Raw genomic sequence first — 23,031 nt, 5'->3', positions numbered from 1 at the left:
CGGGGGGCCAGAGGGTCGCGCCGTCGTGGGGGCGGATCAGCTCGTGGCGCCCGCGCCCCTCCTCGACGATGGCGGTCACTCGCGCCGGCCCGCCGGGGCCCCGGGCGAAGAGCGATCGCAGCGCCCGGGCCATCGTGCTCTTCCCCGAGGCGTTCGGTCCCCAGATCACGTTGACCCCGGGCTGCAGCGTCTCGTGAGAGAGCGGCTCGAGGCCCGGGGCGTCGCGGAGGTGCAGGCTGCGGATCCACATCAGCCCGCGCCCTCCGAGCTGTGCTCCAGCAGCGCCTCCAGCGCCGCCCAGGCCGCGGGCAGGAGCCGGTCCTCGAGGGGGGGCGCGAGCGACGCTCCCGGGGGGAGCGCCCAGCGGCCCGAGAGCCAGTCGTGGCAGCGCGCGCGGGCGTCGGCGAGCAGCGCGGCGCGCGCGGCCTCGTCGCCCTCCTGCAGCGCCAGGATCCGGCGCGCGAGGTGGCCCACCGGGGTGGGGCGCTCGGCCAGGTGCTGCAGATCGAGCGCCGGCCGGGTCCGATCGTCGACGCGCTCGACGAGGCCCGGGATCTCTCCGCCGAGCTGTCGCTCGCCCACCGAGAGCGCCGCGAGCTCTCTCACCGCCTGGCGGTCGGAGAGCCGGCCCTCGAGGGTGGCGCGCACCACGACGAGGCGGGTGTGCCGCGGATCGAGCTCTCCCTCGGGGAGCCGGGCGCGGATCGCCGCGAGGAGCGCGTCGGGGGTGCGGGCGCTCGCTTCCTCGAGGGCGAGGGTGATCGCCTCGTAGCGCAGGGGCGAGAGGGGCACCTGCTCCAGCCGCGTCTCGCCCTCGAGGTGGAGGAGCCAGGGCCCGTGGGGTCCGGTCTCTCCGGCGTCGAGGGCGCAGAGCGAGCCGAGGTAGCCCAGGGGGCGCTCCCCCGTGAGGGCGTCGGGGCGGTGGATGTGCCCGAGCAGGAAGGCGTCGGCGCCGAGGGCCGCGAGGCGGTGCCGGCTCAGGGGCGCGTAGCGGGAGCCGGCGTCGAGGAGATCACCGTGGAGCACGCCCAGCAGGCGAGCGCCAGGCCGGCGCGCGGCGAGGATGCCGGAGCCCTCGAGCTCGGCGGTGGGATCCTCGAGGACGTGGCTCTCGGGGAAGGACCAGCCGAGCAGGTCGAGGGGCGGATCGCCCTCGTCGATCGGGGGGATCGCCTCGAGCTGCCAGCGGCCCCCCTCGCCCAGGAGGGTGAAGCCCTCGATGCGGCCGGCCAGGCGGGGGAGGGCGAGGGTGTCGTGGTTGCCGGCGACCCCGAAGACCGAGATCCCCGCGGCGCCGAGACGGCGGACCGCCTCCTCGAGGGGGCGGATGGCCTCGAAGCGATCCTCGGCGTCGTCGATCAGGTCGCCGGCGAAGACCACCGCCCGCACCTTGCGCTCGAGGGCGAGGTCGACGGTCGCGCGCAGGGCTGCGGTGGGCGAGAGGGCCTCGAGCTCGAGGCCGTGGGGCAGGGCCCCGTCCAGCCCGGTGGGCCTTCGGCCCAGGTGCACGTCACCCACGAAGAGAAGCGGCCTCGCCATCGCCGGTCACCCTACCACCGGCCCCTGACGCCAGGTCAGGGCTCGAGGGGGCCGGGATCCAGGAAGTCGTCGGGGACGTAGAAGGCCAGCCCCCGCGCCCGGATCGCCCCGAGGAGCCAGGCCAGCCGCTCGGGCGTGATCCCCCAGCGGTCGTCGTCGATGCCGTGGCTGGTGATCGGCCAGACCTCGCAGCGGGTGGCGGCCAGGGCGTCGAGGTGCTCCTCGAAGTAGGCCTCGTCGCGCTCCCAGCGGGTGTCGATCGAGGTGGAGAAGAAGAAGCGGGGGGTCTGGCGCAGCTGCCCGTCCCAGTAGCTGCGGTGCTCCTCCCGGAAGCCGCGGAGGTGATCGAAGTGGGGGAAGATCGCCCGGTCGGTCAGGCTGGTGTGCTCCCCCCGGGGGTAGGCGAAGCTGCGCACCGGCCGCTCGAGCACCCGCTCCAGGGTCGCCTTCGCCACCAGCACGTCGTCCTCGAGCCAGCGCTCCTCGTGGAGGAGCCACTCCCGGGCCGCCCGCTCGTGCTCGATCGTGTGCACCCCGAAGGCGTGCCCTCCCTCGGCGAGGGGCAGGAGCCGCGCCGCGGTCTCGGCCGGATCCCGCAGCCACTCGCCCTTCGGGTAGAAGGTCACCCGCGCGGCGTGCTCGGCGAGGAGGGGGAGGTGGGCCTCCCAGGTCCAGTCGAAGTCGTCGAAGGAGAGCATCACCCCCGGCTGCTCGCGCACGCAGGTCTCCCCCCGGCCGCAGGCGGCCAGCGAGAGGGAGAGGACGAGGAGGGTGGCGCGGGTGAGCATCGTGGTGCCGGGGCAGAATAGCCCTCACCCCGGGGGGAAACCTCCAGCGCAGCGACGCGGGATCGGATGATAGGTTGCCCGGATGAGCATGCGCGCCGTGGGGGTGTTCGCAGCCGTCCTCCTCGTCGGCGGCTGCTCCCGGGACTTCCAGCTACCCGAGGCCGGCGACGGTCCGATCGCCGATCTGCGGGTCAGCCCGGATCCGGCCCGGGCGGGCGTCGATCTGATGATCGAGTTCGCCACCTCGGCGACGCCCACCGGGGATCCCGTGGTCGAGATCGCCGGCCGCTTCGCCTCGAAGCTCTCGGGGCCCGACGAGCAGGGGCGCTTCGTCTACCGCCTCATCCCCTCGGGGGACGAGCCCGAGGGGCAGGAGACGCCGGTCGTGGTCAGCGCGATCCTGGGCCAGGAGGCGCGGGCCACCACGACGGTCACCTTCGACTTCACCCCGCCGCAGCTGATCACCAGCAGCCTCACCCCGCCCATCGCGGCCGCCGGCGAGACGATCACCCTCACCCTCGACGCCGACGAGATCCTCTCGGCGCCGGCGGTGAGCAGCCGGGACCTGACCTTCGACTGCCTGCCCGAGTCCGAGAGCGGGTCGGACCAGCGCTTCCTCTGCACCGCGACCCCGGCGGGCACCGAGATCCAGGGCCCCTACTCCCTCGACGTCCTCCTGCGTGACCTCGCGGGCAACGAGACCTCGCTGGTGCTGCCGGCCGCGGGTGAGCTGCGCTTCGGGAACGCGCCGGTCGTCACCGACCTGCGCGCCACCCCGCTGATCGCCCGGGCCGGTGACACGGTCACGGTGGAGTTCGTGGCCGACCGCCCGCTGGCCGCGGGCTCCCGGGTGCACCTCGGCGCCAGCGACTTCCTCCAGACCGCCGAGACGGAGCTCGTCTCGGGCTGGGCCTACACCTACACCCACCTGCTCACGGGCGCGGAGCCCGAGGGGCTGACCGAGATCGAGGTGCTCGCCGAGGACGTGGGCGGGGCCACCCGCAGCGAGACCTTCGCCATCGAGCTGGACTTCACCGCGCCCGCGCTCCTGCAGGCGAACCTCTCCGCCGAGCGCGTCGGGGCGGGCGGCGCCTTCGAGGCCACGGTGGTCGGCAGCGAGGCCCTCGCCTCGGTCTCGGGCAGCGTGGGCTTCCCGTCCTACCAGCTGCCCATGCGCTGTCAGCGCGATGGCACCTTCACCTGGATCTGCCACTACGACGCCCTCGGCCTCGAGCCCGAGGAGACGCCCCTGAACGTGGCGCTGGTCCTCGAGGATCTGGCCGGCAACACCGCGCTGGCCACGACCGATCCGGTCACCTTCGACTTCACCTGCCGCTACCCCGGCGCCCCGATCCGGGCGGTGGTGGACTGGCGGGACGACATCGAGCTGGTCGCCGAGGCGGGCGCCTTCGAGGCCGGCGCCACCGTGGAGATCACGGAGGGTCAGGGGGGCGCCGTCCTCCAGACCCGGACCGCGGACGCGAGCGGCGCGATCGCCCCGGTGGCCCTGGTGGGCGTGAGCGAGGTCTGGGTCCAGGGCCGGGATGTCCTGGGCAACGCCTGCCCGCCCCTCCAGCCGCGCGCGGCCTTCCGCGCCGACGGCCGCGGCACCTTCCCGGGCTCGGGCCTCCCCAACCCGACGCGCTACCAGGCGGTGACCCTCGATCAGCGGCTGATGCCGCTGGCGGGCCTGGGGGCCACCGAGGTGAACAGCGCGGCCTACCGGGACCTCGACCACATCGACGGCAGCCCCCACCTCCGCAGCGAGGCGCAGCAGCCCGCCGGCACCCAGCCGCGCTGGTGGACGCCGAGCCCCGCCACGGTCCCCCCGGAGCGGGACCGGCACGTCGGCACCTACCACCGGGCGATGCGCCGCTTCGTCGTCAGCGGCGGGCGGGACTCGAGCTACTCCCCCCACGCCGACACCTGGGCCTGGGACGGCCACGCGTGGACCGAGCCCTTCGCCCTCTCCCCCTTCAGCGTCTGTGACGCCCAGCTCGTCTACGACGAGGGCCGCGAGCGGGCCTACCTCTTCTCGGGAAGGGTCTGCGGCGCTCAGTACGGGCTCGTCGACCCGATGTGGTCCCTGGGGGTGGAGGGCTGGCGGCAGGAGCTGGTCACCCCGGGGCTGCCTCCGGCGACGCACTCCTACGCCAGCGTCTACGATCCCGTGCGCCAGGAGATCCTGATGGCCGGAGGCCTGATGCTCTCCAGCCCCACCAGCGCCACGGCTCAGCTGAAGACCTGGGCCTGGACCGGCGGCTGGCGCGAGGTGCCCACCGGGATCTTCTGGGCCGACTCGGGAGCCATGGCCTTCGATCGGGGCTCGGGCGTCGTGATCCACTACGGGAGCAGGGATCCCAGCACCCCGACGATCTACGACGACACCTGCACCTGGGCCGGGGCGGACTGGAACTGCTTCTTCGCCCAGACCTCCCCCGGCGCTCGCTACGAGCACGTGATGGCCTACGACCTCCACCGGGAGCGGACGATCGTCTGGGGCGGGTACGGGCCCAGCGTGGACTCGACGATCTGGGAGTGGGTGGGGGGCGACTGGTCCCCCGCCTCGTCCCTGGGTGACGCGCCGCCGGAGACCCTCGCGGCGTCCACCGCCGGCTACGACGAGGTCCGGGGCCGGACGGTGTTCATGGGGGGCGAGGGGACGAGCTCCTACGCGATCTACTGGGAGGTCTACGAGTACGGCTATCCCTGGCGCTTCCCGATGCTGCAGGCGCACCTCGCCGGCAAGCCGGGCCTCCCCGCCACCGTCGAGCAGATCACGGTCTCGGCCGTCGCGGCGGGCAGCGGAGCGAGCCTGAAGAGCGCCGGCGTCACCGGGGTCGAGCTCCTGCTCTGGGACCGGATCTCCGGGAACTGGGACGTGGTGGCCAGCAACACCACCAGCGACCTGGGGGGCCCGCAGGCGCGCCTCGACTTCGAGGTGAGCGACCCGGCGCTCCTCTCGCGCTACTTCGACGCGGGGAGCCGCAGCGCCGAGGCGCTCGTGCGGCCCCGCGAGGGCGCCACCCACCTGGGCGCCTCGACCCTAACCGTCGACGCCCTCTGGATGACCCTCGACGGACCCTGATGGGGTCAGACCCTGACAATTGACACTTGGACGAGGCGCCGCGCGAGCCGGTACCCACAAATGTCAATTGTCAGGGTCTGACCCCTTCAGACCTTCAGAGCTTCTTGGCGGCCAGGGTCGGGACCTTGTCGGTGCGGGTGCCGAGCTTGATGGCGGTCGAGAGGCGCACGACGCCCTCGGCGTGGAGGGTCTCGTGGATGGTCTCGATCACCTTCAGGATCTCGGAGAGCTCCCCCTCGACGTTGGTGCCGTAGGCGTGGAGCTGCACCGTGAGCCCCGACGCCTCGATGAGGCGGTGGGCGCGGGTGACCTCCTCGCGGACGGAGGGCCCCGCGCCCAGCGGGATCACCTGGATCTCGGCGAGCGCGCGCACGGGCTCACTCGACGATGGTGATGTCGTCGGAGCACTCGGGGTCGAAGGGCGAGCCCTTCACGTCGACCTCGGTCCGCACGAAGAAGCGCACCTGCGAGAGCTCGACGCCGCTGTTCTCGAGGGCGGTGGGGATGTCGGCCTCGTCCATGCTGATGATGAAGAAGTCCTCGACGGTCTCGCCCCCCTTCAGGGTGAAGGGGTACTGCAGCATGTCGTCCGAGCGGGAGGTGTACTCGTCGGGGAAGGTGTCGGCGCCGAGGATCTCGGCGACCTCCATGCCGTCGTCGTTGGTGAAGGACATGACGAACTCGGAGCGCATCGAGAGCACCTCGGCGTCGTCGTCGGCAGAGATCAGGAACTTCCCCTTCACCACCGTGTCACCGATGGGCAGGCTCACCGAGCCGGGCTCCTGCCGCTCGATCTCCACGTGCTGCACCTTGACCCCGTGACCCCCGAGGAACTTCTTGGCCTTGTCGAAGAAACCCATCACACGCCTCCCGGCAAAAAAGGTGGAACGACCGTGGTCCGCCTGGACCGGTCCGAAGCCATAGCAGGGCCACCGGCCGCCCGATAGGGCGCCCTTCCCTCAGGCCGCCTTCTCGAGCCGCACCTGCTCGGGCTTCGGCTTCTCCTGGCGGCCCTCGAAGAGGTCGTAGAGCACCGGGATGATGATCAGGGAGATCGCCGTCGAGGTGAGCAGGCCGCCGATCACCACCCGGGCGAGCGGCGCCTGGGTCTCGCCGCCCTCGGCGAAGCCCGCCGCCACCGGCAGGAGCGCCAGGATGGTGGTGGCGGTGGTCATCAGGATCGGCCGCAGGCGCCGCCGGGCGGAGAGGGCCACCGCCTCGCGGACGGCGAGGCCGTGCTCTCGCCGCTGGAGGTTCACGTAGTCCACCAGCACGATGGCGTTGTTCACCACCACGCCGATCAGGACGATGCAGCCCATGAAGGACTGGATGTTGAAGGTGGTGCCGGTGAGCAGCAGCACCGCGACCACGCCGACCACCGCGAAGGGGATCGAGAACATGATCAGGAAGGGCTGACGGAAGCTCTCGAACTGCGCGGCCATCACCATGTAGACCAGCGCGATGGCCAGCAGGATGCCGGTCAGCAGGCTCCGGAAAGTCTGCTCCTGCTCCTCGGTCTCGCCCCGCACGACGATGGAGAAGGTCGGGGGCACGTCGATCTCGCGCAGGGAGGCGCGCAGGTCGGTGACCACGTCGCCGAGGTCGCGCTCGCCCGAGAGGATCGCCGTGATGTCGACCACCCGGCGCTGGTTGAAGCGCTCGATGGTCAGGGGGCCCTCGGTCTCCTCGATCTGGACGAGGTTGCGCATCGGGGTGGGGCCGACCCCCGGGATGACGATGGGCAGATCGAGGGCGGCCTGGATGCTGCGGGTCTCGTTCTCGGGCAGCTTCACCACCACCGGGAACTCGTCGCCCTCGGCGCGCAGCACGGTGGCGCGGGTGCCCTGGAGCAGGGTCTGCAGCTGGCTGGAGACCTGGTCGACCCGCAGGCCCATGCTGGCGATCCGGTCGCGGTCCGGGAGGACCCGCACCTCGCGGCCGCCGGGCCGCCGCCCCACCCGGACGCCGGAGACGCCGGGCACCTTCTCGATGCGCTCCTTCGCCTCGGTGGTGAGGCGGTCGCCGGTGGCGAGGTCGAAGCCGCGGATCTGCACCTCGAGGCGCTCGCCGCCGCCCCGCAGCATCCGCAGGATCCACAGGCCGCCGCCGGCGCGCACCCGCAGGTCCCCGCCGGGGATCACCCCCTCGAGCTTCTTGCGGAGGTCCTCGGCGATCGCCTCGCTGCTGCGCTTCCGCTCGGAGGGCGGCGTGAGCGAGAGGTCGATGTCGGCGGCCTCCTCGCCGGAGCGGGACCAGAAGCCGGGGGTGCCGACCACGGTCTGCATGCTCTCGAGCTCGGGGACCTCGGCCACGATGATCTCGGAGAGCTTGCGGGCCGCCTCCTCCGTGATCTCCAGCCGGGTGCCGGTGGGCAGCTCGATGTCCACCCGCACGTCGGACTGATCGTCCTCGGGCATCAGCTCGGTGCCGATCAGCGGGCCGGCCGCGACGGCCGCCGCGGTCAGCAGGGCGGCGAGGAGGAGGGTGCTCTTCGGCCGGGCGAGGCAGCCGTCCACGAAGCGGCCGTAGAGGCGATCGAGGGCGTGGAGGGCCCGGCCGATCACGTCGTCCTGGTGGCTCTGGGCGTCCCGGATCGAGAGGAAGCGGGAGGAGAGGACGGGCACCAGGGTCAGCGCCACGGCCAGCGAGCAGAGCAGGGCGAAGGAGACGACGAAGGCCATCTGGCCGAAGAAGATCGCCGCGAAGCCCGCGAGGAAGATCACCGGCAGGAAGACCACGACCGTGGTCATCGTCGAGGCCACGATGGCGCCGCCGACCTCGCGGGAGCCCTCGATGGCCGCGTCGAAGGGGGCGTGGCCGCCCTCGAGCTTCCGGAAGATGTTCTCCAGGATGACGATGGTGTTGTCGACCAGCATCCCGATGCCCAGCGCGAGCCCGCCGAAGCTCACCAGGTTGAGGGTGATGTCGAACTGGTACATCAGGGTGAAGATGCCGATGACCGAGATCGGGATGCCGATGGCGACGACGATGGTCGAGCGCAGGTTGCGCAGGAAGAAGAAGAGGACCAGCACCGCCAGCCCCGCGCCGATGAGCACCGAGGTCTGGACGTTGTTGATCGACGCCTCGATGTACTCGGAGGTGTCGGTGATCACGTCGAGGCGGGCGCGGCCCTCCTCGTCGGCGTTGATCCGCTCGATCTCCTCGCGCACCCGCCGGCAGACCTCGACGGTGTTGGCGCCCGACTGCTTGTTGATGGCGATCCGGATGCCCGGGCGGCCGTTGATGTAGACGGCGGCGGTCATCTCCTGGTGCGAGTCGACCACCGTGGCGACGTCTCGCAGGTGGATGGGCTGGCGGCTGCCGCCCACCATCCGGGTGGTGACCACCAGCGACTGCAGCTCCTCGATGCTCTCGGCCTCGCCCACCGTGCGCATCAGCACGTTGCGCTCGCCCTGCTCGGCCGGCACGTTGCGGTTGCCGGAGCGCAGGGCGTCCACCACCTCCTGGGGGCTGATGGCGGGGCTCTGGAGGCGGTCGGTCTGCAGCAGGACGTGGATCTGGCGCTCGAGCCCGCCGCGGACGCTCGCGGCGGCCACGCCCTCGACCCGCTCGAGGCGGGGCAGGAGGTCCCGCTCGGCCAGGCGCCGCAGGGAGGACTCGTCGAGCTCGCCCGAGAGGCCGGCGTGGAGGATCGGGAAGCTGCCGAGGTTGAACTTGAAGACGACGGGGTTGTCGACCTCCTCGGGCAGCACGGCCTTCACCTGCTCGACCACCGCCCGCACGTCGTTGAGGGCCACGTCGAGGTTGGTGCCCCAGACGAAGCGCAGGGCGACGCGGCTGCGCCCCTCGGCCGAGAAGCTCTCGAGCCGGTCGATGCCCTCGATGGAGGCGACGGCCTGCTCCATCGGCCGCGTGATCAGGGTCTCGATCTCCTCGGGGCCGGCGCCCTCGTAGGTGGTGACGACCGAGATCGAGGGGAAGTCGAGCTCGGGCAGCAGGTCGACCTGCAGCCGGGTGAAGCTCACCGCGCCCAGGGCGAGGAGGGCCACGAATACCATGGTGGTCAGGACCGGCCGGCGGACCGCTGTGCTCGAGAGGCTCACGGCGAGGCCTTCGCCTCCGTGTCCACCGTGCTGACCTCGGTGCCGTCCCGCAGCTGCTCCGCCCCCCGGCGGACCACCGCGGCGTCCGCGGGGAAGTCGCCGAGGATCTCGATCCGCTCCTCGGAGGCGAGGCCGGGCTGCACGTCGAGGCGCCGGGCCTTGCCGTCCTCGACCACGAAGACGAAGCGGCGGCCGTCGCGGTCGCGCAACACCGAGGGCAGGGAGAGGGTCAGGGCGTCCTCGCGCTCACCGAGGCGCAGCCGGGCCTGGCCGTACATGCCGGGCTTCACGCCGCTCCAGACCGCGCCGCCCCCGGGCGTCGGCCCCACGTCCACCCGCAGGGTGCGGGTGGAGGGGTCGAGGGCGGGCGCGATCCGGGAGACCGCCCCCTCGACCTGGCGGCCGCCGAGGGCCTCGACCCGGACCGTCACCGGGCGGCCCACCTCCACCTGGCCCGAGTCGCGCTCGGGGACCCGCAGGCGGAAGTAGATCGCGTCGAGATCGACGAGGTCGAAGACCGGCGTGCTCGGGCCGACCTGGCTGCCGATGTCGACGTGGCGCTCGGCGATGACGCCGGCGAAGGGTGCGCGGATGCGGGTGTCGAAGAGGTCCTGGCTGGCCGACCGGGCGCGCACCCGGCTGCGCTCCACCGAGGAGCGGGCGATGGCCTCGGCCTGGTGCGCCGCGCTCACCTTCGCCTGGAGGTCCTCGATCTCCCGCTCGGTGATCAGCTGGCGCTGGAGCAGGGGGGACTTGCGCTCGAGCTCGGCCTCGAGGTTGCGGGCCTGCACCCGGGCCTGCTCGACCTGGGCCTCGCCCACGGCGATCTCGGCCTCGAGCTCCTGCACGCGGGAGCGGTAGTCGAAGGCGTCCACCGTGGCGAGCACCTGCCCCTTCTCGACCCTGTCGCCGAGGCGCGCCTCGAGCGAGCGCACCGTGCCGGCCACCTCGGAGTTGAGCCGCGCCGCGGCGTCCGAGACGAACTCGCCCGGGTACTGGCCGCTGACCGTGAAGGGGCCCCGCTGCGGCCGCTCGACCTCGACCACCCGGCCGGTGTTGCCCTGCATCCCGCCCGGGCCACCGGGACCCCGGCCGCCGGCGGGCTTCGTCTCCTTCGCGGGGCAGGCCGTCAGGGAGAGGGAGGCGAGGAGCAGGAGGGCGGGGGAAGATCTCATGGGCTCTGCTCTCCGGTCTCGCTCTGGTGCAGGTAGGCTGCCCGGGCGATGCGGGCGCGCAGGCGCGCGCGGTTCAGGTCCACCTCGGCCCGCAGCAGGGCGTCGGCGGCCTCGTCGACCTCGATGGTGTCGGCGGTGCCCGCCTCGAAGCGGGCCCGGGCCATCTCGTGGGCCTGGCGGGCGGCCTCGAGCTTCTCGGTGGCCACCCCGATGACGGCGAAGGAGAGGCGCCAGTCGCGCCGCGCGCGGCTCATCTCCGCCTCGGCCCGGCGGGTCGCCCGGGAGAGCTCGAGCTCCTCGATCCGGGCCCGCGCGCGCTCGGCGGCAAGAAGGGCGTAGGTGGCGCCGCCATCGTAGAGGGTCCAGCGCAGGGAGAGGGTGATGGACCCGGAGTAGCCGTCGGGAGAGGTGAAGGAGGGCTCACCCAGGCCGACCTGCCCGGAGAGGGAGAGCGCGGGGAAGAGGGACCACCAGCGGCGATCGATCTGGAGGCGCCGGGCCTCGAGGGAGAGCTTCAGCCCGCGCAGGTCGGCGCGCCCGCCCGGCGGGACCTCTGGCGCCGCCTCGGGAGGCTGCTCCGGTGGGAGGGTGGTGTCGAAGCTCGCCCGGAGGCCGCCGTCGGGAGCGCGCCCCAGGAGCAGGGCCAGCGCGTCGGCGCCGCTGCCCAGCCTCCCCTCCGCGTCCAGCACCAGCTGCTCGGCCTCCAGCTGCGAGGCCCGGGCCCGCGCCAGGTCGATGGGCAGGGCCAGCTCGCTCGCGATGAGGGCGCGGGCGCGCTCGACGTAGGTGGCGCGGAGCTCTGCGGCCCGACGGGCGATGGAGAGCTCCTCCTCCAGGGCGGCGAGCTGGAAGAAGGCCTGCTCGACCTCGAAGAGGAGCTCGGCCCGGATCCACGCGGCCCGGGCCTCGGCGGCGCGCGTCTGCCGGGCCGCCGCGCGATAGGAGGGGTAGAGGGCGGGATCGACCAGGGTGAGGGAGAGGCGGGCCGTGGCGTCCCAGTCGTAGCGCGGCCGGAAGGAGGAGCCGCCGATGTCCACGGTGACGCCGTTCCAGACCCCGCTGCCACCGAGGGAGAGGGAGGGCAGCAGGGGTGAGAGCGCCTCGCGCCGCAGCGCCCGGCTCTCCTCCACCCGCAGGGCCGCGATCTCCCAGCCCTCTCCCTTCTCCCGCACCTCCGCGAGGGCCTCCTCGAGGGTCAGGCGCACCTCCGCGGCGCTCGCCGGGGCCGGCGAGGCGAGGGAGAGCGTCAGCAGCAGCAGGAAGGGGGCACGCACGGGGCTTGGCCTCGGGAGGGGGCAATCTACTCCCCGGTGGGTCAGATCACACGATCTCGGGCGTACTTCGGACCCCCGGTCGGTGGGGGCTCACTCCAGCCGGGTGACGATGTCGCCGTGGATGGCGCGGGCGATCTTCATCGCGCGCTCGCGCTCGTCCTCGTCGGGCACCGAGCCCTCGAGGAAGATCGTGCCGTGCACGGCGACGGCCTCCGCCCCGGGGAGGTCCGCGGCGTGCAGGGCCTCGGTGATCCGCGCGGCGAGCTCCCGGTAGATGGCGGTGTCGGCCCGCACCAGATCGACCACCTCTCCGGGGAGCATCCGGGCGGCGCTGCGGTAGCGCTCGAGCTCGGCGAGGGTGTGGAGCTCACCGCGCAGCACCAGCTTGCCGGTCGAGGTCTCGATCAGGGAGAGCTGCGGGGAGAGCCCGGCCGCCTCGAGCACGCTGCGGGCCTCTTCCACCACGCGGGAGTCGGTCACCACCACCCGGTAGGCCTCCCGGTGGGTGGGGAGCCAGACGATCAGGCTCGTGCTCCCGCGCTTCAGGGCGGTGAGCAGGAGCTGGTCGCCCTCGATCACCCTCGCGTCGGCCACCGCGTCGTCGCCGATCGACACCCGCTCCACGCCGGCGACGTCGACGAGCTGCTGGGTGCCCCGGGCGATCTCGATCGTCCGCACGACCTCCTCGGCGGCGGGCGCGTCCACCTGCTCCTCCGGCCGCAGCGGCTGGCCGAGGGCCAGGGCCGGCAGGAGCAGCAGGGCGGCGAGGGTGCTTCGCATCCCCTCATCATATCCAGTAGAAACCGGGGACGGTGGAACGCGACGACCAGCTCCATTGCCCGCTCTTCTGCGAGGAGAACGCCTGGCACCTGGCCGGGCGGCTGCTCGAGGCGGGCGAGGAGGCCGAGGTCCTGCTCTTCTCGAACCCCGCGTGCAGGGTGTTGATGCTCCAGCAGGCGCGGGGAGAGGAGGCGGAGATGGGCCTGGTCGTCTGGGACTACCACGTGGTCGTCCGGGCCGGCGGCCTCGTCTATGACCTCGACACCCGCCTGCCCTTCCCGATGCCCGTGGAGGACTACCTGCGGGCGACCTTCCCGCCGCAGGCCGGGCTGCCCGAGGCCTTCCGCGCCTTCGTCCGTCGCATCCCCGCCGCCGCCTTCGTCGCGCGCTTCTCCTCGGACCGCAGCCACATGGTGGGCGCAGTCCCCCCCGAGGCCTTCCCCCCCTGGCCGCCCATCCTGCCCTCGCGCGCGGACGCGATCCCGCTGCAGCGCTACTGGGATCTCGCGCAGGCGCTCGACGACGGCAGCGAGGTCCTCCCGATCGAGGGGTACCGGGACGCGGTATCCTCTGGCCGAGGAGAGTGACGATGAAGCGGAAGCTGGCCCACCCGGGACGCTCGGCCCTGCTCACGGGAGCGGCGGTGCTCCTCCTCGTCGCGGCCTGCGGCGCCGAGGGGGGCGCTGGCGTCGGAGAGGACGGAGGCGGGGAGACCGACGGCGGCCCCGACGGTGGCGCGCCCGACGCCGGTGGCGACGATGGCGGTACGCCGCCCCGCTGTGGTGACTTCCCGGCGAGCTGCGCCGGGGTCGAGCCCACCGCGATCACCGAGCACCGGATGGTCGCCCTCGAGGCCTGCGCCTTCGGCCTGGTGCGCAGCGGCGATCCCGCGGCCGCCCGGGCGATCTTCGACGAGATCGCGCCGCTCGCCGGGGGCTACCGCCCGCTCTCCGAGCTCCTGCAGAACCTCAACCGCGCGGCCCTCTCCGGGGTCACCGCCGACACCGCCGATCGCCTGCAGAACCACCCCTACCTGGGCTTCCGCTGGAACGCCGGGGACATGGCCACGACCGACTGGTATCCGCAGGGCATCACCGGCGGCAGCGACCGCCAGGCCGACGGCCGGCCCGAGGGGCGGCGCCTGATCCTGGTGAGCTGGTACGACCACACCGGCAACACTCCGGCCAAGGGCGTGCGCGTCTCCCTCGTCGACCTCACCGATCCCGCCGACGTCACCTACCGCCACCTGCTCCTGGTCGAGCCGCGCCGCGAGGGCGGCGCCGCGACCTTCGGGCCGGTGGTCACCGGCAGCGGCGGAGCCCTCCACGCCGGGGGCATGGTCTGGATCGGAGACCTGCTCCTGGTCGCCGACACCGGCAACGGCTTCCGGGTCTTCGATCTCTCCCTCACCCTCCAGACCACCCACACCGACGACAAGACCCGGATCGGCGTGAGCGCCGGCCGGGTGGACGGCCACGGCTACCGCTACGTCGTCCCCCAGGTGGCGCGCTACGTGATGCCGGCCGAGGCCTGCGACGTGCGCTTCTCCTTCGCCGGCCTCGACCGCAGCGCCAGCCCGCCGGTGATCGTCAGCGGCGAGTACCACTCGGGCGACGTCCTGGGGCGCCTGGTCTCCTGGCCGGTCGACCTCGCGACCGGCTGGCTGCAGGAGGAGGCCGACGGCGTGGTGCGCGGCCAGGCCGCGGTGGTCGGCGCCCAGACCCGGATGCAGGGCGGCCTCTCCTGGGCGGGCAACTACTACCTCTCCTGCTCCAGCCAGACCGCGAGCGGCTACGGCCGCCTCTACCGGACCCGGCCGGGCCTCACGAGCAGCATCTCCGCCTGGCCCTACGGCGCCGAGGACCTCTACTACGAGCGGGACGTGAACCGGATCTGGACGGCCGCCGAGCACCCCGACGCCCGCGACACCGTCTCGATCCTCCGCCTCGATCCCTAGAAGCCACCTCGCGGTGGCGGCGCTCAATTCGGAGCCTGGGCGCGCTGCACCCGCACCTGGCGGATGCGGCGCTCGGAGCGCTTGGCGACGGTGAGCTTCAGGCCGGCGTGGACGAAGGTGTCGCCCACCTGGGGGATCGCGCCGGCCAGGAGGTTGAGGAGGCCGGCGAGGGTCTCGAACTCGCCCTCCTCCGGGATCTCGGTGCCGAAGTGGCTGTTGAAGTCCTCAATCTCCATCGAGGCGCGCACCAGGAAGGTGCCGTCGGGCAGGGCCTCGACGTCCTTGGTCTCGGGGGGATCGAACTCGTCCTCGATCTCGCCGACGATCTCCTCGAGGATGTCCTCGAGGGTGATCAGGCCCATGGTGCCGCCGAACTCGTCCACCACGATCGCCAGGTGGATGTGCTTCTGCTGGAACTCGCGCATCACCTCGTTGATGCGCTTGGACCAGGGCACGAAGGTCGGCGGCCGCATGATCTTCTCGAGCTCCAGCGGCGCCGAGCGCTCGAAGATGGGGATGATGTCCTTGCCGTGGATGATGCCGACGATCTTGTCGAGCTCACCCTCGTAGACCGGCAGGCGGGTGTGGGCGCCGGAGGTGAAGGTCTCGAGGACCTCGCTGGGCGGGGCGCCGAGCTCGACGGCCACCACCTGGGTGCGGGGGATCATCACCTCCTTCGCCGTGGTCTCACCGAACTCGAAGATCGAGTGGATCAGCTCGGGGGTCGGCGCGGCGACGCCCCCCTCCTGGGCGCGCTCGACCAGGGCGGCCTCCAGATCCTCCAGCGGGGTGGCGGGGTTGAAGCGGCGCAGGTCCAGGCCCATCGGCCGGAAGATCCGGTCCGAGAGGAGGAAGTAGACCTTCACGCCGGGGAGGAAGAGCAGGCGGGTGGTGGCGGCCAGCCAGCCCAGGCTCCGGGCGACGGCGCTGCGATCGCGCACGGCCCAGGCCCGGGGGCCGAGGTCCCCGATGACCAGCGCGATCAAGGTCACCGCCAGCGCGCTCAGCAGGCTGCCGACGAGGAGCGAGGTGCCGGCCTGCACGCCGAGGCCGGCGAGCCACTCACCGGTCAGGCGCAGCCCGACGTGACCGGCGAGGACGGCCGTCAGCGCCAGGAGGATCATCTCGCCGGCCCGCAGGGCGACCCGGGTCTGCTGGGGATTGGCCTTCAGGTGCAGCACCCGGGCGGCGCCGCGCTTGCCGGCCTCGGCCAGCTCCTGGATCTCCTCCATGCCGGTGGAGAGCAGGGCGGTGTCGACCGCGACGAGCAGCCCCCGCAGGATCAGCGCCAGGGCGCCGGTGGCCAGCGCCAGGGAGTCTCCGGTGTCCACGCGTCAGCTCCGGGCCGCGGGCGGGGGCACGAACTCGTCCGCGGGCGGGGACGGGTCGGGGGGCGGCGGGACGAAGCCCTCCTCGGCCGGGGCCGGGGTGCTCGTCGGGGCCGGGGCCGGGGTGCTCGTCGGGGCCGGGGCCGGAGCCGGGGCGGGGGTTGGGGCGAGCGCCGGCTCGGAGGGCCGGTGCCGCTTCTTCTGGCCGCCGATGGCCATGGAGACGCCGAGCTGGAAGATGAAGGCCCGGGAGACCGTGTCGTAGTGGACGTCGAGCTCGGGAAGGATCCGGGCGCCGCCCTTGAGCATCATGTCGACGCCGAAGACCACCCCGGGCTGGATCTGGGTGCTGGAGATGCCCACCGAGCCGCTGCCCCCGGTGCCGCCGAAGAAGTTGGAGACGTTGTCGATCGAGTAGTTGGTCAGCTTGAACTTGCCGCCGAAGAAGGCCAGGTAGTCGCTGCCGATCGGCACCGAACCCAGGAGCGCCACGTCGGTCCACCAGAGGAAGACCGAGATGCCGCGGTCCTCCAGGAAGGCCTCGGACATGGCGTTGAAGATCGGCGCCCAGAGGCTGGTGCCGAACTCGCCGGCCACCGCCATCTGGAAGCCCTCGAGGTTCAGGAAGCGCAGCTTCAGGCCGCCCGAGACGCCGAGGTCGGCCAGGCGCAGGCGGATGCCCAGGTCGAGGTTGGGCACGAGGCCGAAGCGGGCGGCGCCCTCGAGCTGGGTCGGGCCGACCACCCCGGTCAGCTGGGAGAGCGGCCCCGAACCGCCGGCAGTGATGAAGCGGCCCGCGGCGGCGGAGAGCTCGAGCTGCCCCGGCTCGACGGTCCGGGTGCTCTGCATGGTGAGGTAGGAAGGACAGCCACCGAGGATGAAGAGCATCCCCGCCCCCAACAGGGCCAGTCGCAGCTTGCGCATGGGCCGCACTCTGCCACGATTGAGCCGGCAGCACACGAAGATGACGGCTCCTAGGGAGGTGGGGCCACGGGGGCCGGTGAGGCCGGCAGCTTCCACTGGAGGAAGCGGCTGCTGAACTCGAAGTTCCGCTTCATCAGGGGGAGGCCACCGCGGCCCTTGCCGAAGATCCTCTGGAGGATCGGCCGCCCCCCCTCCTCGCCGAAGGTGACCGAGATGAACATCTCGTCGAGGCCGAAGGGGTACTTGGAGGGCCGGGCGGTGAGGGAGATCATCCGGCGCCGCTCGGCGTCGATGATCGCGTGGCCGGTGAAGAGCTTCTTGTCGGGCTTGCCCTTCGGCTCGAAGGTCACCTTCAGGGCGCCGGGCACGTGCCGGTCCGGTCCGGCGATCTCGAAGCGGTACTTCTCCTGGAGCTCGCCCCGGAAGGGGTTGGGGAAGTCGCCGCGCTCGCGCCCCTTGCCGTCGCGGCCCTCCTCGGCGGCCTCCTTCTTCGCCTCTTCCTGACGTTCGGCCCGCTCCTCCAGGATGCGCTCCCGGACGTCCTCGCCGCCCTCGACGGCCGAGACGAGGGTGAGCTCGGGCACGCCCTCCTTCTGGACGACGCGGTCGATGGTGTTGCGCTCCATCTTCGGCCGGCCGTCGTCGTCGATCTCCAGCACCCGGGTGCGGACCTCGTACTCGCCGGTGGCGAAGGACTCGACGAGCCCCTCGGACTGGAGGGCGACCCCCTCGAGGAGGATCTCGATCGAGACGGCCGGGGCCTCCTCGCCCTCGGCCGCAGACACGAAGGCCGGCGCCCCGCAGATCGCGATGACGCCGGCCAGAGAGATCAGACGCATGGTGGCCCTAGAAGTCGTCGCCGCCGTACTTGCGCTCGTAGTTGTCCGCCGCGAAGGCGACGTGCCAGGCGCTGCTCTTGAGCTCGTCCGGATCGAGGGTCTCCATGAGGTGATCCACCGAGGCCACCACCATGTACTCGTCGTCGTTCTCCCAGATGCCGAAGCGGGCGAAGAGCACCTGCTCGTTCAGCTTCAGCAGCTCGAGGGCCTTGTCCTTCGAGAAGCCCGCGAAGAGGCCCTTCTTCACCGAGAGGCAGGGGGAGAAGACCGTGACGACCAGCTGGCCGCCGATGTTCTCGCCCGCCGGGCGCACGTAGACGGCCTGCCGCCGTCCGTCGTCGAGGGCGAAGCCCATCATGAAGTGCCGACCCTGATCGTCGACGCCACCCTTCAGGCCCGCCAGCGCGGCCACGTTGCCAATCTGCTTGAGGACATCCAACCGCTCTTCAACGTTCATCGCCCATCTCCTTCTTGTATTGACCCACGATCAGTTCCACGGCGTCTCCGGGCACGCCGATGATGTCGCCCAGCTCCCTCAGGCGGGAGACCTCGTTCTCGTCGATGTGCCCGTCAGCGGCGGCGACGTCGATGAGCCCGTAGATGATGCGGTGGAGCTCCACTGCCGAGAGCTTCTTGCGCCGGTTCTCCTGGCTGGCCTTGAAGTGGGCCAGGCAGACCTCGGCGCTGGCGGGGTCCTCGGCCGAGGGGGCGTCGGCCTCCGCCGGCTTCACCGAGAGCAGCCGATCGACCTCGGCGAGGTGCAGCACGCCGTCGGCGAGGGCCACGTAGTAGCCGCCCCAGTAGAAGAAGCCGGTCAGGAGGGGATCCCCCAGGGCCTCGTCGCCCGAGGAGGGATCCATCATGTCCAGCATCCGCCGGATCTCCTTCTCGCTGCCGGGGATGTCGTTCAGCCCACCGCCCTCCGGGAGCTGCTGGTACTGATCCCAGAAGGCGACCATCGCCCGCATGCGCAGGGGCGGGAAGGGGTGGGAGAAGTGCCAGTGGTCCCGCTCGCCGTCGCCGCGCACCTCGTCGAGGAGGTGCTGCCACTGGCCGGCGAACTCGGCGGGCCGCATGACGATGTCCGCCCGCAGCAGCCCCGAGACCGTCTTGAAGAGGGCCGAGGACGCGGTCTCGAGGGAGTTGCAGGCGAGGAGGCCGGCGCGGTCGGCCGAGATCTCGGCGGCGCGCTGCCAGGCCCGGGCCTTCATGCAGGAGGAGGGGCCCAGGCCGCCCTCGGCGACCAACCGCCCGACCTCCAGGTCGAGGTGGCCGTAGGCCGCGTGCCCCAGCTCGTGGCCGATGACGAACTGCAGCTCACCCTGGGTCAGCGAGTCGACGGCGCCGCTGGAGAGCGCGACGAGGGTGCGCTTGCGGCCCTGGGTGACGAAGGCGTTGATGCCCGCCTCGCTGAAGACGTAGCACTCGATGTCCTCGCAGCCCTCGATCCGGTTGGCGATCGTCCGGAAGGCGTCCTCCAGGTGAGGGAGCACCTCCTTGTCGATGCGCACGGCGTTGCCCAGGAGGTGGGCCCGCATCGAGTCGCGGGCGCGCCGTGCCTGTGCGAGCTCGGCGTCGGCCTGGAAGGCCGGGTCCTTGAGGAGTGCATCCCGGAGCTCGGTGTCCCCCGAGAAGCGCCACGCAGCGATGTCGAGTGCGCCCATGGCCGGAGAAGATAACAGGTTCGGGAGCGCGGGGGAGAGGCCTGTCCCTGACGGATTCCTGACGCTTCCCTGACCGAAGGGTGACCCCGAAATCGGCCTCCAGGGCGCAGATTCCTGGCCATGGGAACCTCCAGCACCACCATCCTCCGCAGCCCCGACGAGAAGGTCGACCACCTTAGATCTCTGCCCTTCTATGCGGTCCACCTCGGCGCGCTGCTCACGCCCTTCATCCTCGGGCTCTCCTGGGAGGGCGTGGCGATCGCCCTGGGCTTCTACTTCCTGCGGATGGTCGGGGTCACCCTGGGCTACCACCGCTACTTCTCCCACCGGGCCTTCAAGACCTCGCGGGCCTTCCAGTTCGTCCTGGCGGTGCTGGCGACGAGCTCCTCTCAGAAGGGGGTGCTCTGGTGGGCGGCCCACCACCGGCACCACCACCGCTTCTCCGACCGCGCCGACGATCTCCACAGCCCCCGCAAGGGCTTCTGGTGGAGCCACGTGGGCTGGTTCCTCTGCGACAAGTACCAGGCGACGCAGGAGGAGGGGATCCGCGACTTCGCGCGCTACCCCGAGCTCCGCTGGCTGGATCGCAACTGGGGAGTGGTGGTCGTCGCCTTCGCGGCGCTGCTCTTCGCCCTCGGCGGCTGGGTGTGGCTGCTCTGGGGCTTCTTCGTCAGCACCACCCTGCTCTGGCACGGCACCTTCGTGATCAACAGCCTGGCCCACGTCTTCGGGCGGCGCCGCTACGGCACCTCCGACGACTCGCGCAACTCCTTCCTCCTGGCCGTCCTCACCTGCGGGGAGGGCTGGCACAACAACCATCACCACTACCAGTCGAGCTCCAACCAGGGCTTCTACTGGTGGGAGTGGGATCCGACCTACTACCTGCTGAAGCTCCTCGCCGCGGCCGGCGTCGTCTGGGACCTGCGCAAGCCGCCCGAGCGGGTGCTCACGGAGGGCCGGCGCTCGCCGCTCCCCGTCCCGGCCGCGGCCCTGGAGCCGAACTCCGGCTGAGTCGCGCTCAGCGCATCCGGCGCCAGTAGGCGATCGCGACGACGATCGGCAGGAGGCGCAGGCCGACGCTCAGGGTGAGGTGCTGCAGGCCCCCGGTCCCGAGGTAGTAGAGGCTCGAGGCGACCGAGTAGAGGCCGAGGAGGCTCCAGCCGTAGAGGGCCAGCTTCCTCATCTTCCAGAGCCCGAGGAGGAGCCCGATGGAGAGCAGCTCGAGCAGGAAGTAGCGCAGCAGCTCGGGCGCGAAGTTCATGACCAGCCGCGCGATCCCCGGGGAGAGGAAGAAGAGGTTGGCGAGCACGGCGACGACCATCCAGGCGGGGGTCAGCCGCTCGGCGGCGTCGAGGGTCGCGCCGCGGGGCCGGGGCTCCTCCGGCCCGGTCCGGCACTCGCCGCAGAGCCCGGTCGAGGCCGAGAGGCAGGCCGCGCAGCGGTAGGTGCCACAGCGCGAGCACGCCGCGGCGGCGGGCACCTCCGGGTGGAGGGAGCAGACTCCGACGATCTCGCTCATCTGGCCCTCTTCAGTAGAGCAAGTAGAGGACGAGGGCGAGCAGGGAGAGGGCCCAGAGAAGGAAGAGCCACCGGGCCGAGCCGAAGGCGATCTGCCTCGCCCGCCGCTCGGGCAAGAGGCGCTCACGGGGGCGGTGGAGAGGGGATGCATCGAACGCGGGCTCGACCGCGAGGGTCACGGTTTCTGATGGAGCCTATCGGAAAGGTCGAGTTGGAGCAGGCTCGCCGATCGGGGGGGAGCCGGGGCGGCACTGGCGGACAGGCGCGGAAGTCGTCACCATGATGGAGATCCTTCGCTCCCCCTGCCCGAGGTCGAGATGCCGCGCTCCGTCGATCTGCTCCCTGGCACCAGCTCCCGGTGGTCACCCCTCCTGATCGTCCTCGCGCTCGGCTGGGTCCTGCTCCCGGCCTGCAGCTGTGACGGGAAGGGGTCGGGCGCGGACGCCGGGCCGGACGCCTCGGTGAGCGACGGCGGCGACGACGGGGGCGCGCCGGACGGCTCGACGGATGGCGGGGATCCCGACGGCTCGGTGACGGACGGCGGGGACCCCGACGGCGGCGATCCGGACGGCGGGGGCTGCCCGGACCTGGACGGCGATCAGCACACCGACGCGGCCTGCGGCGGGACCGACTGCGACGACGGCAACCCGGACGTGCACCCCGGCGCCACCGAGATCTGCAACGGCATCGACGACGACTGCGTGGGCGGGATCGACGAGGGAGGCGACGCCCTCTGTGACGACGGCCGCTTCTGCTCGGGCACCGAGACCTGCGGGGGCCTCTCCGGCTGCCAGCCCGGCACCGCGCCCACCTGCGACGACGGCCTGGACTGCACCACCGACGCCTGCGACCTGGCCTCCGATGCCTGCACCTCCACGCCGGACGACGCGGCCTGCTCCGATGGCAACGCCTGCACCACCGACACCTGCGACGCCACCCTCGGCTGCCAGCACGCGGACGACGACGGCGCCACCTGCACCGTGGGGGCGTGCTCGGGCACGTGTGGTGGGGGGCTCTGCGGGGGCTGCACCTGCACGACCAACGCCGACTGCGACGACGGCGTGGCCTGCACGAGCGACGCGTGCAGCGGCGGCGTCTGCCTCAACCTGCCGATCCAGGCGGCCTGCGACGACGGCGACTTCTGCACCGGCGTCGAGACCTGCAACCCCGTCCTCGGCTGCCTGCCGGGGATGCCGCCCACCTGCGACGACGGGGTCGCCTGCACGGTGGACGCCTGCCTGGACGGCTTCTGCCGGAGCACGCCGCACGATCCGAACTGCTCCGATGGCGCCTTCTGCAACGGGGCGGAGGTCTGTGACGCCATCTTCGGCTGCCGGGACGGAACGGCCCCGGCGTTGGACGACGGGGTCGGCTGCACGGTCGACGCCTGCGACGAGGTGGGGGACGTCGTCGTCCACGCCCCGGACGACGCGGCCTGCGACGACGGCGCCTTCTGCAACGGCGCCGAGACCTGCGATCCGGCCCTCGACTGCCAGGCGGGCGCGGCCCCGAGCGCGGACGACGGAGTCGGCTGCACGGTCGACACCTGCGACGAGGCCACGGACACCTTCGTCCACACCCCGGACGACACGGCCTGCGACGACGGGACCTTCTGCAACGGTGCGGAGACCTGCAATGCGGTCTCCGACTGCGTGCCGGGCCTGCCGCCGGTCTGTGACGACGGGGTGCCCTGCACGGTCGATGCCTGCGATCCGGGCGCCGACGCCTGCGCCAGCACCCCGGACGACGGCGCCTGCAGCGACGGCAACGCCTGCACGGCGGACACCTGCGACCCCGCGCTCGGCTGTCAGAGCGCGAACGACGACGGCATCGCGTGCACCATCGGGGCCTGCAGCGGCACCTGCGGTGGCGGGCTCTGCGGCGGCTGCACCTGCACCGTCGACGGTGACTGCGACGACGGGGTCTCCTGCACCGTCGACACCTGCTCCGCGGGCGCCTGCGTGAACACGCCGAGCGCCGCCCTCTGCGACGACGGCGCCTTCTGCAACGGCGCCGAGACCTGCAGCGCGACGCTGGACTGCCAGGCGGGCACCGCTCCGGGCACCGACGATGGCGTGAGCTGCACGATCGAC

The 23,031-nt window shown here is 72.2% G+C and carries 21 protein-coding genes; 5 read left to right on the top strand and 16 right to left on the bottom strand.

The window, feature by feature from the left end; all coding sequences use genetic code 11:
- The 3 genes from P1V51_24760 to P1V51_24750 all read right to left on the bottom strand — a co-directional run.
- Nucleotides 1-250, bottom strand: a 250-nt coding sequence (locus P1V51_24760) for an AAA family ATPase (GenBank protein MDF1566267.1), incomplete at its 3' end; no start/stop codon positions are given.
- Nucleotides 250-1,539: a metallophosphoesterase gene (locus tag P1V51_24755; GenBank protein MDF1566266.1), complete on the bottom strand. Its 1,290-nt coding sequence runs from the start codon at nt 1,537-1,539 to the stop codon at nt 250-252. The genes P1V51_24755 and P1V51_24760, both read right to left, overlap by 1 nt.
- A 35-nt stretch (nt 1,540-1,574) precedes the next feature.
- The gene (locus P1V51_24750; GenBank protein MDF1566265.1) at nt 1,575-2,327 is read right to left on the bottom strand and encodes a polysaccharide deacetylase family protein; all 753 of its coding nucleotides are present in this window, start codon (nt 2,325-2,327) and stop codon (nt 1,575-1,577) included.
- Between the two features lie 82 nt (nt 2,328-2,409).
- Here P1V51_24750 and P1V51_24745 point away from each other — a divergent pair, with 82 nt between their 5' ends.
- The gene (locus P1V51_24745) at nt 2,410-5,415 is read left to right on the top strand and encodes a hypothetical protein (protein MDF1566264.1); all 3,006 of its coding nucleotides are present in this window, start codon (nt 2,410-2,412) and stop codon (nt 5,413-5,415) included.
- A 94-nt stretch (nt 5,416-5,509) separates the two neighbouring features.
- Here the strand turns inward: P1V51_24745 and P1V51_24740 are convergent, their stop codons facing one another.
- The 6 genes from P1V51_24740 to P1V51_24715 form a co-directional block, all read right to left on the bottom strand.
- The gene (locus P1V51_24740) at nt 5,510-5,788 is read right to left on the bottom strand and encodes an MTH1187 family thiamine-binding protein (protein ID MDF1566263.1); all 279 of its coding nucleotides are present in this window, start codon (nt 5,786-5,788) and stop codon (nt 5,510-5,512) included.
- Nucleotides 5,789-5,792: 4 nt separating this feature from the next.
- Entirely contained in the window at nt 5,793-6,275 is a 483-nt protein-coding gene (locus P1V51_24735; GenBank protein ID MDF1566262.1) for a hypothetical protein, read from the bottom strand.
- Between the two features lie 99 nt (nt 6,276-6,374).
- Entirely contained in the window at nt 6,375-9,479 is a 3,105-nt protein-coding gene (locus P1V51_24730; protein MDF1566261.1) for an efflux RND transporter permease subunit, read from the bottom strand.
- Nucleotides 9,476-10,654 carry an efflux RND transporter periplasmic adaptor subunit gene (locus P1V51_24725; GenBank protein MDF1566260.1) on the bottom strand — a complete coding sequence of 393 codons (1,179 nt, stop codon included), beginning with the start codon at nt 10,652-10,654 and terminating at the stop codon, nt 9,476-9,478. Before P1V51_24725 ends, P1V51_24730 begins: the two co-directional genes overlap by 4 nt.
- On the bottom strand, nt 10,651-11,928 hold the full coding sequence (locus P1V51_24720) for a TolC family protein (GenBank protein MDF1566259.1): 1,278 nt from the start codon (nt 11,926-11,928) through the stop codon (nt 10,651-10,653). The genes P1V51_24725 and P1V51_24720 overlap by 4 nt, the downstream gene beginning before the upstream one ends.
- A 90-nt stretch (nt 11,929-12,018) precedes the next feature.
- The gene (locus tag P1V51_24715) at nt 12,019-12,708 is read right to left on the bottom strand and encodes a pilus assembly protein N-terminal domain-containing protein (GenBank protein ID MDF1566258.1); all 690 of its coding nucleotides are present in this window, start codon (nt 12,706-12,708) and stop codon (nt 12,019-12,021) included.
- Nucleotides 12,709-12,740: 32 nt separating this feature from the next.
- On the opposite strand from P1V51_24715, the gene P1V51_24710 reads away from it, so the two are divergent.
- Nucleotides 12,741-13,295 carry a hypothetical protein gene (locus P1V51_24710; GenBank protein ID MDF1566257.1) on the top strand — a complete coding sequence of 185 codons (555 nt, stop codon included), beginning with the start codon at nt 12,741-12,743 and terminating at the stop codon, nt 13,293-13,295.
- Nucleotides 13,296-13,297: 2 nt separating this feature from the next.
- On the top strand, nt 13,298-14,665 hold the full coding sequence (locus P1V51_24705; GenBank protein ID MDF1566256.1) for a hypothetical protein: 1,368 nt from the start codon (nt 13,298-13,300) through the stop codon (nt 14,663-14,665).
- Between the two features lie 23 nt (nt 14,666-14,688).
- Here P1V51_24705 and P1V51_24700 read toward each other — a convergent pair whose 3' ends face one another.
- From P1V51_24700 to P1V51_24680, 5 genes are read right to left on the bottom strand one after another with little or no spacing between them, the layout of a single operon-like run.
- Nucleotides 14,689-15,996, bottom strand: a complete 1,308-nt coding sequence (locus P1V51_24700; GenBank protein ID MDF1566255.1) for a hemolysin family protein — start codon at nt 15,994-15,996, stop codon at nt 14,689-14,691.
- Between the two features lie 3 nt (nt 15,997-15,999).
- Entirely contained in the window at nt 16,000-16,917 is a 918-nt protein-coding gene (locus tag P1V51_24695) for a hypothetical protein (GenBank protein ID MDF1566254.1), read from the bottom strand.
- 50 nt (nt 16,918-16,967) lie between these two features.
- The gene (locus P1V51_24690) at nt 16,968-17,756 is read right to left on the bottom strand and encodes a hypothetical protein (GenBank protein MDF1566253.1); all 789 of its coding nucleotides are present in this window, start codon (nt 17,754-17,756) and stop codon (nt 16,968-16,970) included.
- A gap of 7 nt (nt 17,757-17,763) precedes the next feature.
- Nucleotides 17,764-18,213: a hypothetical protein gene (locus tag P1V51_24685; GenBank protein ID MDF1566252.1), complete on the bottom strand. Its 450-nt coding sequence runs from the start codon at nt 18,211-18,213 to the stop codon at nt 17,764-17,766.
- Nucleotides 18,203-19,420, bottom strand: coding sequence for a M48 family metallopeptidase (locus P1V51_24680; GenBank protein ID MDF1566251.1), 1,218 nt, complete (start codon nt 19,418-19,420; stop codon nt 18,203-18,205). The genes P1V51_24685 and P1V51_24680 overlap by 11 nt, the downstream gene beginning before the upstream one ends.
- A gap of 120 nt (nt 19,421-19,540) precedes the next feature.
- On the opposite strand from P1V51_24680, the gene P1V51_24675 reads away from it, so the two are divergent.
- Nucleotides 19,541-20,431, top strand: coding sequence for an acyl-CoA desaturase (locus tag P1V51_24675; GenBank protein ID MDF1566250.1), 891 nt, complete (start codon nt 19,541-19,543; stop codon nt 20,429-20,431).
- A 7-nt stretch (nt 20,432-20,438) separates the two neighbouring features.
- On the opposite strand, the gene P1V51_24670 is transcribed toward P1V51_24675, so the two are convergent.
- Both P1V51_24670 and P1V51_24665 read right to left on the bottom strand, forming a co-directional pair.
- Entirely contained in the window at nt 20,439-20,939 is a 501-nt protein-coding gene (locus P1V51_24670) for a hypothetical protein (GenBank protein MDF1566249.1), read from the bottom strand.
- Nucleotides 20,940-20,949: 10 nt separating this feature from the next.
- Nucleotides 20,950-21,117: a hypothetical protein gene (locus P1V51_24665; protein MDF1566248.1), complete on the bottom strand. Its 168-nt coding sequence runs from the start codon at nt 21,115-21,117 to the stop codon at nt 20,950-20,952.
- Nucleotides 21,118-21,255: 138 nt separating this feature from the next.
- Between P1V51_24665 and P1V51_24660 the strand changes: the two genes are divergently transcribed.
- On the top strand, nt 21,256-23,031 hold a 1,776-nt coding region (locus tag P1V51_24660), incomplete at its 3' end, for a putative metal-binding motif-containing protein (GenBank protein ID MDF1566247.1).

Source organism: Deltaproteobacteria bacterium (assembly GCA_029210625.1).
Classification (GTDB): Bacteria; Myxococcota; Myxococcia; order SLRQ01; family SLRQ01; genus JARGFU01.
The sequence above is the reverse complement of the archived record's forward strand: the minus strand, read 5'-3'. Positions and strand labels throughout refer to the sequence as shown.